The sequence below is a fragment of the Mesorhizobium sp. M7A.F.Ca.CA.004.04.2.1 genome, assembly GCF_004022825.1.
Classification (GTDB): domain Bacteria; phylum Pseudomonadota; class Alphaproteobacteria; order Rhizobiales; family Rhizobiaceae; genus Mesorhizobium.
In genome coordinates, this window is sequence record NZ_RZPH01000750.1 from 1 (window position 1) to 3,048 (window position 3,048).

Genomic DNA, 3,048 nt, shown 5'->3' on the forward strand with positions numbered 1-3,048 from the left:
GGTTTGGGCTGTTGTCATGAGGGCATGGTTAGACTGGGAGAGGGGGGCATTTCAATTACGTCTGAGGTCATAGTTCTTGCCGGCGTTCGCCTATCCACATTGGAGATTGGCGAAAGCGGAGATGACAGCCAATCTCCCCCCTCGTGGAGGAGATTGGCCAATCACCCAAGTGCACGCAGCTTCGCCTTGACTTCGAGAAAATCCCGCCACGCCAGCTTCTTGTGCGACGGGGTTCGCAGGAGATAGGCCGGATGCAGCGTCGGCATGGCCGGGATGGCGATGCCGGACGCCGTCGTGTGGGCGCGCCAGTTGCCGCGCAGCCGCAATATGCCTTCCGAGGTGTTGAGCAAGGTCTTGGCTGACGGGCCGCCAAGGTTGATCAGCACCTTCGGATTGACCAGTTCGATCTGCCGCTCGATGAACGGCCGGCAGATCTCGGTTTCGTGCGGCGTCGGCGTGCGATTGCCCGGCGGCCGCCAGGGAATGACATTGGCGATATAGACTGAAGTACGGTCGAGCCCGATCGCCGCCAGCATGCGGTCGAGCAGCCGACCCGATCGGCCGACGAAGGGCAGGCCCTCGATGTCCTCGTCGCGGCCGGGTGCCTCGCCGACCAGCATCACGGCGGCGTCCGGGTTGCCGTCGGCGAACACCAGGCTCTTGGCGGTGGCCTTGAGATTGCAGCCCTCGAATGCCGCCATGTGCTGGCGAAGCTCGTCCAGCGTCGTTGCTGTCGTCGCCAATTGGCGAGCCAGTGCCGCCTGCGCTTCGTCGGGAACGGTGGCCGACGTTGGGCGCGCAACCGGCGGCGCACTTGATCTGTCACTTGGTTCGGGGCGAGACATATTCGTCGAACGCTGCGGTGCGGCGATATCGCCCGAAGACGCCGCCGCGCGCTCCATGGGCTATGGCGCAACCTCGGCGAATCGGTTCACGGGCTGGTCTTCAAGCGCCTCGTCGACGCCCACGCTGGCGTAAAAGGCCAGCAAGTCGGCGATGTCAGGTATGTTGTTTGGGGAAGCGGCAGTCATGCCGGCACATTCATCCGCGCGAGCACGATTTGCAAGTTTGTGATTGGCGAAAGCGGTGATGACAGCCAATCTCCCTCCTTGAGGGGGAGATGGCCGGCAGGCCAGAGGGGGTCGTCGCGCGTAGAGCGTCAACCTCCTCTGTCGGCGAAGGGGAGTCGCGTCCGGTCGTGCCGCCCCTCGAGGGGGGAGAGCGCGCCCCGCATCCGCGCCTCATCCCGTCGGTATGCGTGGATCCTGCACGAGGTAAAACGTCCATCGCGGTGTGTAATCAGTCATCAGGAATTCGAACCTGGCGGTTTTCAGCGGGTCGACCTTGCCATTCCTGAACAGCAGCCGGTCATAGGGTTCGAAATCGCGATCGAAATCGGCGAAATTGCTCGACAAGATATTGTCCGGCGTCTTGTTGCGCTGGTCGAAGGAAAGCCCGTCGCCGAACACGCTCGGCCGATTCAGGATCTCCTGCAATTCGAACTGGAATTCGACCCAGGCCTGGCCGCTGTTGTTGAGCACCTCGATGCGCATATACATCATGCCGTTGGCGAATTCGTCGGCCTTGCCGAATGCCTGGATCGGTTTTGTCGTGCGGATCGTCAGCGTCACCGGCGTTGACGAATTCAGCTCTTCGGTGATGACGAACGGATCGTCCTTCGTTCCGATGCCCGAGGCGCCGGTGATGTGGAAGCCGCCAAGCTCGTCGGAGAAGGAGTAGGCGCCAGCCGCCCAGACCTTCACTTCGTCGGCGGCAGCGTGATGCGGCGCCAGCATCAGAAGGGCCAAAAGGAGCGCCCGGCGGATCCGGCCGGGCGGGAAAAGAAAGCGCGTCGATGAAAAGCCGGCTGGCCCAGGAATGCGCATGGCGTGAAGTATGGCCGATAAGCAAGCCGTCGAACAATTAAAAACGCGCGCCTCGCAGGCAATGCCGGGCGAAAAGCAGTCTTCCAGCCTCGCAATGCGCGACTTTTTGGCCAAAACGGCATTGTCACGTATGCGCCGGTTTCCTGTCGTCAATTGATGCGCTATGCAGCGCGGGAGCCAGCAAGATACCCGAATGGGATAAGCCAGTGCGGAGGGGTTGATGAGCGACATCGAACGCGAAAGCATGGAATTCGACGTGGTTATCGTCGGCGCCGGCCCTGCCGGCCTCGCCGCAGCCATCCGCCTCAAGCAGGTCAATCCCGAGCTTTCGGTCGTCGTCCTGGAGAAGGGCGGTGAGGTCGGCGCCCATATCCTCTCCGGCGCCGTTGTCGATCCGATCGGCATCGACCGGCTCTTGCCGGGCTGGCGCGATGAGGACGGCCATCCCTTCAAGACGCCGGTCACATCAGACCATTTCCTCGTCCTTGGTCCTGCCGGCTCGTTTCGCCTGCCCAACATGCTGATGCCGCCGCTGATGAACAATCACGGCAACTACATCGTCTCGCTCGGCAATGTCTGCCGCTGGCTGGCGACCAAGGCCGAAGCGCTCGGCGTCGAGATCTATCCGGGCTTTGCCGCCGCCGGCCTGCTCTACAATGAGCAAGGCGCCGTCACCGGTGTCGTCACCGGCGACATGGGCGTCGAGAAGGACGGAACGCACGGTCCGGGTTTCGCACCCGGCATGGCGCTGATGGGCAAATATGTGCTGATCGGGGAGGGCGCTCGCGGCTCGCTCGCCAAGCAGTTGATCGCCAGATACAAGCTTTCCGATGGCCGCGAACCGGGCAAATACGGCATCGGCCTGAAGGAACTCTGGCAGGTCAAGCCGGAGAACCACCGTCCGGGCCTGGTCCAGCATTCCTTCGGCTGGCCGCTTGACTTGAAGACCGGCGGCGGCTCGTTCCTCTACCATCTCGAGGACAATCAGGTGGCGGTCGGCTTCGTCCTCCACCTCAATTACAAGAACCCCTGGCTGTCGCCCTTCGAGGAATTCCAGCGCTTCAAGACCCATCCGGCGATCAGCGGGACTTTCGACGGCGCCAAGCGCCTCGGCTATGGCGCGCGCGCCATCACCGAGGGCGGCTGGCAGTCAGTGCCGAAA

The 3,048-nt window shown here is 62.7% G+C and carries 3 protein-coding genes and 1 pseudogene; 2 read left to right on the forward strand and 2 right to left on the reverse strand.

The window, feature by feature from the left end; translation table 11 throughout:
- Positions 1-161 precede the first annotated feature (161 nt).
- Both EN893_RS26340 and EN893_RS26345 read right to left on the reverse strand, forming a co-directional pair.
- Positions 162-1,031, reverse strand: a pseudogene (locus EN893_RS26340) (uracil-DNA glycosylase).
- A 210-nt stretch (positions 1,032-1,241) separates the two neighbouring features.
- Positions 1,242-1,886: a hypothetical protein gene (locus EN893_RS26345; RefSeq protein ID WP_127269925.1), complete on the reverse strand. Its 645-nt coding sequence runs from the start codon at positions 1,884-1,886 to the stop codon at positions 1,242-1,244.
- Positions 1,887-1,896: 10 nt separating this feature from the next.
- Between EN893_RS26345 and EN893_RS38260 the strand changes: the two genes are divergently transcribed.
- Both EN893_RS38260 and EN893_RS26350 read left to right on the forward strand, forming a co-directional pair.
- Complete coding sequence (locus EN893_RS38260; protein ID WP_155930595.1) at positions 1,897-2,043, forward strand: hypothetical protein; 147 nt, start codon at positions 1,897-1,899, stop codon at positions 2,041-2,043.
- 63 nt (positions 2,044-2,106) lie between these two features.
- The coding region (locus EN893_RS26350; RefSeq protein WP_164901113.1) for an NAD(P)/FAD-dependent oxidoreductase at positions 2,107-3,048 on the forward strand (942 nt) is incomplete at its 3' end.